The sequence below is a fragment of the Bellilinea sp. genome, assembly GCF_034432615.1.
Lineage (GTDB): Bacteria > Chloroflexota > Anaerolineae > Anaerolineales > Anaerolineaceae > Bellilinea.
Map to the genome: position 1 here is coordinate 1 of NZ_DAOUBL010000224.1, position 8655 is coordinate 8655.

Genomic DNA, 8655 nt, shown 5'->3' on the forward strand with positions numbered 1-8655 from the left:
GTCAATTTTCGGTAGGTGATGCGGTGCGGCTGGTCGGCGGCAATTCCCAGCCGGGCGCGGCGGTCGGCTTCATACTGGGTGTAGTTGCCATCGTAAAACACCACCCGGCTGTCGCCTTCAAACGCCAGAATGTGCGTGGCAATCCGATCGAGAAACCAGCGGTCATGGCTGACCACCAGCGCACAACCGCCAAAGTTTAGCAGCGCTTCTTCCAGCGCCCGCAGGGTGTTGACATCCAGATCATTGGTCGGCTCATCCAGCAGCAGCACGTTGGCGCCTTGCTTGAGCATTCGCGCCAGGTGAACGCGGTTGCGTTCGCCACCCGAAAGCATACCCACTTTTTTCTGCTGATCTGCACCGGTAAAGTTAAACCGCGCCACATAAGCGCGCGAGTTCACCTCGCGTTCACCCAGACGGATGGCATCTTCCCCATCGCAGATCATCTCCCACACCGTTCGCTGCGGATCGAGCACATCCCGCGATTGATCCACATACGCCATTTGTACCGTTTCGCCGATGCGTAAAGTACCCGAATCGGGTTTTTCCTGGCCGGTGATCATGCGCAGCAGGGTGGTCTTACCGGCTCCATTCGCACCAATAATGCCAATGATACCGCCCGGCGGCAGGGAAAAGCTCATATCCTCGATCAGCAAACGGTCGCCATAGCCTTTGTAAACATGCTCTGCCTCAATTACCAGATTGCCCAGCCGCGGGCCGGGCGGGAGGTAAATCTCCAATTCTCTGGCGGCTTTTTCATTTTCCTGACTGAGCAGCCGCTCATAAGCCTGAATACGCGCCTTGGATTTGGCATGCCGGGCGCGCGGCGCCATGCGGATCCATTCCAGCTCGCGTTCCAGCGTGCGGACTCGTTCACTTTCCTGCTTTTCTTCCGTCATCAGGCGCGCCTTTTTCTGTTCCAGCCAGCCGGAGTAATTCCCCTTGTAGGGAATGCCCCGCCCGCGATCCAATTCCAAAATCCAGCCGGCGACATTATCCAGAAAATAGCGGTCATGGGTGACGGCAATCACCGTGCCGGGGTATTCCTGTAAATGGCGTTCCAGCCATGCCACCGTTTCGGCATCCAGGTGATTGGTCGGTTCATCCAGCAGCAGGATATCGGGTTTTTGCAGCAGCAGCCGGCACAGCGCCACCCGGCGGCGTTCTCCACCGGAAAGCACTTTAACCGGGGTATCACCGGGCGGGCAGCGCAGGGCATCCATTGCCATTTCCAGGCGGGCATCCATGTCCCATGCCCCAAGGTGGTCAATTTTTTCCTGCACTTCGCCCTGTTTTTCGATCAGCGCGCTCATTTCTTCATCCGTCAACGGTTCCGCAAAGCGTTCGCTGATCCGGTTGAATTCCTCCAACAGCTGCATGGCTTCCTGCACGCCTTCGGCAACAATTTCACGCACGGTCTTTTCCTCATCCAGTTGCGGTTCCTGCTCCAGATAACCCACCGTGTAGCCGGGCGCCAGCACGGTCTCACCGTTGAAGTCCTTTTCCACCCCGGCCAGAATGCGCAGGAGCGTACTCTTGCCGGAACCGTTCAAGCCAATGACTCCAATTTTGGCGCCATAAAAATACGAAAGATAAATATCCTGCAAAACCGGTTTCCGGTCGTAATACTTGCTGACGCCGATCATCGAGTAAATAATTTTGTTGGGTTCGTTTGTCATGGCAGCCTCTCTGTGGTTGATTTTACCTTAACCGCGCGCTTCCCATACTGATGACACAACTTCCCCGGATGGTCTGCGTATACACTCTTAAGGTCTGTTCGGAAAAGCCATTCAAATGGCTTTTTGAAAGCTGTGATTGCGCGCAAGCGCCGCAACCGTCCGCATGACCCACACACCTTCCCCTACCCCAAATTACCAGGCGATGTGAGGGATCTGGAATGGACTTTTTTCGCCGCTTGCGGGTGTCTTTCTACAAGCAATCTGACGTTAACCACGATCATTAAATCTGGATTACAATCAACCCGTCATGGATGCAAAATCACTTTCGATGCTGGAATTTCCCAAAGTGCTGGAACGGCTGGCCGGTTATGCCGATTTTTCCGCTTCTGCCGAGCTGGCCCGCAGTCTGCGGCCCACCGCCGATTTGCAGGAAGCTCTGGCCCGCCAGGCCACCACCAGTGAAGCCCGCCGTCTGTTGAGCGTGAAATCGGAAGTCGGCATTGGTGGAGCGCGGGATGTGCGCCCGCTGGCCGAACGCGCCGCGCGCAGCGGTGTGCTGCTGCCCACCGAACTGCTGGAAATCAAATCCACCCTGATCGCTGCCCGCGAATTGTTTCGCACACTGGAAAACAAGCAGACGGAATACCCGCATCTGGCAGCCATTGCCCAGCCATTGGCACCGCCGCCCGGGCTGATCGAAGCCATCTCGCGCACCATCTCCGAACGCGGCGAAGTTCTGGACAGCGCCTCGCCCAAACTGGCTTCTCTGCGCGCCGAAATCAAGGTGGCTCATGAGCGGCTGCTTTCCCGCCTGCAAAAAATGCTGCAGGACCCCAAAAATGCCCCCCACCTGCAGGAAGCCATCATCACCCTGCGGAATGGGCGCTATGTCATCCCCCTGCGGGCCGAATCGCGCGGGCGTATCCGCGCCATCGTCCACGATCAGTCATCCTCAGGCGCCACCCTGTTCGTCGAACCGCTGGCGGTGGTGGAACTCAACAACGCCTGGCACGAACTACAGCTGGCAGAAAGGGATGAGGAACGGCGCATCCTGAGTGAACTTTCTGATCAGATTGGGGCACACAGCCCGGCCATCATCGCCATCGTGGAAGCCCTCGCCCGCCTCGACCTGGCGTTCATGTGCGCCAAATACGCCGATGACCTGCACGCCGCCGAGCCGGTACTGACCGCCTTCCGCAAAACCGGCCGCGAAAAACACCCCGGCAGTACTATTGTCCTCTATCAGGCGCGCCACCCCTTGCTGGATCCTCAAACGGTAGTGCCGATTGACGTGGTTCTGGATGAACACACCTACGCCCTGGTCATTACCGGCCCCAACACCGGCGGAAAAACGGTTACGCTGAAAACCGTCGGGCTGCTGGCGCTGATGGCGCAGTCAGGGCTGCACATTCCTGCCCAAAGCGGCTCGGCATTCAGCATCTTCCGCGACATTTACGCCGATATTGGCGATGAACAGTCCATCGAACAGTCACTTTCCACCTTCTCCGGTCATATCACCAACATTGTGCGCATCCTGCGGCGGATGGACTCGTTTTCGCTGGTGGTGCTGGATGAGCTGGGCGCCGGCACCGACCCGCAGGAGGGTTCCGCGCTGGCACGCGCCATTTTGGGTTATCTGGTCGAAAAACGGGTTACCACGTTGATCGCCACCCACTACCCCGAGTTGAAAGCCTATGCCCACGCTACGCCCGGCGTGGTGAATGCCAGCATGGAGTTTGACCTGCGCTCGCTCAAACCGACCTACCGCCTGACCATCGGCTTGCCGGGACGCTCGAACGCGCTGGCGATTGCCGAACGGCTCGGCCTGCCGTCTGAAATTCTTGAAGCCGCGCGGGGCATGATTAACCCCACCGACCTGCGCGCCGATGACCTGCTGGATGAGATTCACCGCCAGCGCGAACTGGCGCGTAAAGCACGCAGTGAAGCCGACCGGCTGCGCTCTCAGGCGGAAAATTTGCGCCGTGAACTGGCGCAACGGCTGGAAAAGATTGAAGAAGAGCGGCATCAGATTCTGGAAAAAGCCCGCCAGGAACAGGAAAAGGAAATTGCCGCCCTGCGCGCCGAGCTGGATGCCCTGCGCCGGGAATTGCAGCGCGCGCGCCAACCGCTGGAGGCGCTCAAACCACTCCAGGAACGCCTGGAAGAACTGCAAAGCGAAGCCGAAAAACCGGTCGTGCGTACGCTGATTGAACCTTCCCGTCCATTACGCCTGGGAGACAAAGTGCGTTTGCGCTCGCTGCAAATGGACGGGGTGATTACTGCCTTGGGTCAATCGGAAATCGAGGTACAGATGGGGAATCTGCGCCTGCGCGCCCGTCCGGAGGAAATTGAACGCCCGGGCAGTCCTCCACCCGCCGAAGCTCCGCCCGCACCAGCTGCAGCCGCAACCCGGCCGGTTTCTGCGGCTCGTCCGTCGGCATCCCGCCCGGCTGTATTCAGCCCTTCCCCCGGCATGGAGCTTGACCTGCGCGGTCAACGGGCAGATGAAGCCCTGGAAGCCCTGCAGCGCTATCTTGAATCGGCCTATTTGAGCGGAATGCCGTTTGTGCGCATTATTCACGGAAAAGGCACCGGCAAATTGCGTCAGGCCGTGCGGGATTTCCTCAAGCAAAACGAATTTGTGACCGGCTGGGAAACCGGTCTGGAAAGCGAAGGCGGAGAAGGGGTAACCGTCGTCCACCTGCGGGAAGGATGATCCATCCTCCATTCTTGCCAAAAAACAATCTCCCGACCGGAAAACAAAGAGCGATCGTGTTGATCCCCATCCACGATCGCTCTTTCATGCGGATGACCCCTAGTAAATCCGCCCGAACTGGCTTGTTTGTTGATGCTTTTATACCAGCCGGGCATTGACGGAATGTGGACAAAGTGTGAGCAAAAAATTACAAAATAATGCGCGAATCAAGCCTTTCGCGTAGTCGAATATAACAATCGTTCAACCCCACTGCCCGCGCCTGATCGCCCAGATACCCCATTAAACCGTTTAATTCCCGCACTCTTGTCTGGCGCTCTTCAGGTGAGATGGGCAGCCCCAAAATCAGTTCCAGCCCGGCAATCTCCGCCCAGAGAATCCCCAACTCCCGCCCACGACGGATCAGTTGACGACCGTCTTCAATTGCCCGACCGCTATCCTCATCGCGGACCAGTTGGGCAGCAATCCAGTAATAGATCAGCCCAAGGGCAGTTAATCCATGCTGTTCAACTTCGTTTTTCAGTTCATCCACAGTCTGGGTATCCAGCTGGCGGTTGGGATCCAGCACTCGACTCAGCACCTCTCCCATTTGCGCCGGCAGACGGATGATTTCCAGCCCCGATTCACGGCTCAATTCGATGGATTTGTGCAGGAAGGGGAAACCGTTCTCCGGCTGACCGTTGAGCACCAGGCCTGTACCCAGCCGGAAGAGACACTCCATGGCGCTGATCGGGTTACGGCTGATTTCCAGACCGCGCCGGTAATATTCAACAGCCGATTCATAATCCCGCAGGAAGGTCAGCAAATCACCCTGAATGCAAATCGCCCGCGCCAGAATATCGTCGTTTTTGCCGCCCTCCATCAGCCGAATGGCTTGTTGACTGTCCTGCCATGCACCTTCCAGCGCACCCCGGTAAAGGCGGATATTGCCGCGAACGGTCAAGAGATACGCCAGGCGCATCTCATCTCCTACCGCCTGTGCCATCTCGATGGCTTCTTCGCAATGCTGCATGGCAGGATTGAATTCTGCCAGCAGATATTCACTCAACGCCAGCCACATCAGAGCATTAATGCGGAATGCCAGCCCGGCCACCGAGAGACTGCTTTCCAGCGCCTGCTGCGCCGCTGCACGAGCCCGCTCGGGTTGTGCCAGTAAAAGATAGTTGTAAGCCAGTTTTGCCTGCGCCTCGGCTACCACGCGGCTGGTACGCTGATCATGGATGGAACCGGCCATCTCCAGAACATTTTCCAGCGAATAAATCGCTTCCTGATGGCGAAGCAATTGGGTGAGGAAGTCCGCCCGGCGGTTTCCGGCTTCGATCATTTCGTATGGACTGCCGGATTGCCGCAAGAAGGGAATGGCATGTTCCAGTTGGGCCAGCGCAAGGCGTGCCTGTTGACGCAAACCAGCCACCCGTGCCAGCCCGCTGTAAGCAGTGCCGATCAACAAGGGCGAGTAACGCAACTCCCCAAAGCGCAGCAATGCCGCATAATTCTGTTCAGCCTGCTCCAGCTGATTTTGCCGGCAGCAAAACTCTCCCCATTGGGCATACAGACGGTATAAATGCCCCTCCGTCAACTCCGTTTCAATACGCGGCAGGATTTTTTCTGCCCGCCGGAAAGCGCTTTCTGCGGCTTGAGTCTGATGATGTGCGATTGCATTCTCGGCTGTGAAAAGCCAGTATTGAAATGCGCGCAGGTTTTCACCGGCAAGCTCAAAATGACTGGCAATCCGCTCGGCATAGGCGGCGCTTTCTTCCAGAGCCATGTACGCCTCGGCAACCCGCAAGTTGAGCAATTGCAGCCGCGCCGGGCTGAGCTCGAACAGCAGCACTTCGCGAATCTTGTCGTGGATGAATGCGTACTGACGGGAATGGTCTTTGGAAACCATCGGGCGGATCAGGTGGGTTCGTTCGAGTTCCTCGATGACCCGCACACATTCTTCAATATCCAGTTGTGCGGCCGTCTGAAGCACACGCAGCGGGAAGGCATTGCCAATCACCGCTGCGGTAACCAGCGCCTGGCGGGTCTGCGGCTCCAGCAGGCGCAGCCGCTCCCGCGCCAGCGCATGAATGCTGCTGGCAAGCGGCAGATGCGGAATAACTTTCAGCTGATTGACATTCAGATTGAAATCCAGCACGGCGCGCAGGGTTTCCAGCACAAACAGAGGATTTCCGCCGGTTTCCAGCGCCAGCCGATCAATCAATTCATCCGGCGCGGGTTTGCCGAGGGCAAGGCGCACCAGTTCGCTGATTTCATCGCGGTTGAGCAATTCCAGCTTGCTGTGGTGAACCATCCATGGAATCTGCGACTGACTGAGGAAACGCTCCAATGCCATGTTGGGTTCCTCGGGCCGCGCCGCAACCACCAGCAAACCATGTTGAGAAAACAAGCGGTGATCGAGCAAATAAGCCAGCACATGAAAGGTCAGCTCATCACACCATTGAGCATCATCCACAAACAGCAACAGCCGCTGACGGCGGGAAAGAATGCGGAATAATTGCAAAAACGCTTCGGCTATCTGCTGATGCTGAAGACTGAGCGAAATTTCAACGGGGGGAGAAACATCCGGCCGCAAGGAGGGCAATTCCGGCAATAAGGTGGTCAGGTAACTGACCCAGACGGCATCTAACTGATGCCATTCCTCCACCGTTACCGAATGGCGCAGCAGATCAATCAGCGGCTGGTAAGGTAATTCGGATAAATGCGAGAAACCCGCCGCCAGCAGCAAGCGCGGCGCAGGCTGCAGCGACTGGTAAAATTCAAACACCAGCCGCGATTTTCCGGCGCCGCCCTCCCCCCAAATCATCTCCACACCGCCGCGCTGTAAGGCCAGTTTGAGGTCCGTCAGCAGCTTTTTCCGCCCAACAAATGGCAACTGCAGGGTAAGCATGTTGTGCCATGGGGTCACCATCTGGGATGGTGGAAAATCCGCCGCTTCACGAATGCGCTGGCACAGGTTGTTCAGAATGGTGGGCAGTCTTTCACCCATCGACTCATACACATGCCGGATACGATCACATTCGCCAAGCGCTTCACTGCGCCGGCCTAAATCGTACAGCCATTGGATCAATTGATAATACAGATCCGGATTTTCTTCATCCAGCTGGATGGCTTTGCGAATCCAATGCACAGCATTTTCCAGATCGCCGCTGATGGCGCAATGCTCGCTCAAGGTTTCCAGCAAATTCTGAAAACTGTAAGAAAGTGACTGGCTGGTTAAACTCAGCCAGTGATCCAAGCCATCGGTGGATGGCAGGTTGGCTCCGGCGAGGAATTCCGTTCCGCGCCACAAATTGACTGCCTTGACCATCTGCTGGTAGATGGCTTCGGGCAGGGGGGTGTGCATGCCGCGCTGCAGGTAAGGGCGCACCTGCTCCAGCAAAGCCTGATACTCGAGCAAATCCACATAGACCTGCTCGCTATCCAGCCGAACATGATCCTGCGTTGCCACAATCAGGGAAGCTTCAGGCAGCTCGGCGCGCAATTTGCTGAGCGCTTCGCGAATATGACGGCGGGCGTCTTCCTCGCTCTCCTCCGGCCAGAGCAGGTCCATCAGCACACTGCGCCCCACCGGATCAGGTTGACTTGCCAGATAGAAAAACAAAGCCCGCAGTAGACGCCGCTTGATGTGGATTTCCTGCTCGTCGTAGAAAACCCGCGGTGAGCCCAGCAGAAGAACGCGCAATTGTTTGGCGCCTTCCTCCATGGCCGCATCTACCTCCATTCCGTCATACAGCCAGCTTCGCTGTCTGTCATACCAGTCTGCCTGCCAGTTGCAACGCCCGTGCCTGTGCCATTTGCAGGGTCTCACGGGCAGCGTTGAGGTTAACCTGAGTTACAGCACCCAGCATTTGCGCCAGTTCAATTAAGCGGGCATCTCCTTCCAGCAGTTCAACCCGGGTAGAAGTTCGCCCGCCCTCCACCTCCTTGCGCACCGAAAAGTGCTGATCGCCAAAGGCGGCCAGCTGCGGCAGATGCGTCACACACAATACCTGATGCTGGCGCGCCAGCAGCCACAGCTTTTCACCCACCACCGCACCAACCCGCCCGCCAATTCCCTGATCAATTTCATCAAAAATCAAGGTGGGAATCGAATCGGCCTGAGTGAGTACCCGCTTGAGGGCCAGCATCAAGCGCGAGGTTTCACCGCCTGAAGCAATTTTCACCAGCGGTTTCAAGCCTTCCCCAGGGTTGGGGGCAATTAAGAACTCCACCTGATCCACACCATTCTCATCAAACGCCAGCGGATCACCCGCGCCGTTC

Annotated in this window: 3 protein-coding genes and 1 pseudogene; 1 reads left to right on the forward strand and 3 read right to left on the reverse strand. The window is 57.3% G+C overall.

What is annotated here, in order from left to right; all coding sequences use genetic code 11:
* On the reverse strand, positions 1 to 1676 hold a 1676-nt coding region (gene ettA, locus VAE48_RS09950; RefSeq protein ID WP_322793173.1), incomplete at its 3' end, for an energy-dependent translational throttle protein EttA.
* A 307-nt stretch (positions 1677 to 1983) separates the two neighbouring features.
* On the opposite strand from ettA, the gene VAE48_RS09955 reads away from it, so the two are divergent.
* A complete protein-coding gene (locus VAE48_RS09955) occupies positions 1984 to 4392 on the forward strand; it encodes an endonuclease MutS2 (RefSeq protein WP_322793174.1) in 2409 nt (802 codons plus the stop codon).
* A gap of 187 nt (positions 4393 to 4579) precedes the next feature.
* Here the strand turns inward: VAE48_RS09955 and VAE48_RS09960 are convergent, their stop codons facing one another.
* Both VAE48_RS09960 and VAE48_RS09965 read right to left on the reverse strand, forming a co-directional pair.
* Positions 4580 to 8116 carry an AAA family ATPase gene (locus tag VAE48_RS09960; protein ID WP_322793175.1) on the reverse strand — a complete coding sequence of 1179 codons (3537 nt, stop codon included), beginning with the start codon at positions 8114 to 8116 and terminating at the stop codon, positions 4580 to 4582.
* Positions 8117 to 8144: 28 nt separating this feature from the next.
* Positions 8145 to 8655, reverse strand: a pseudogene (locus VAE48_RS09965) (DNA repair protein RecN); the annotation flags it as partial.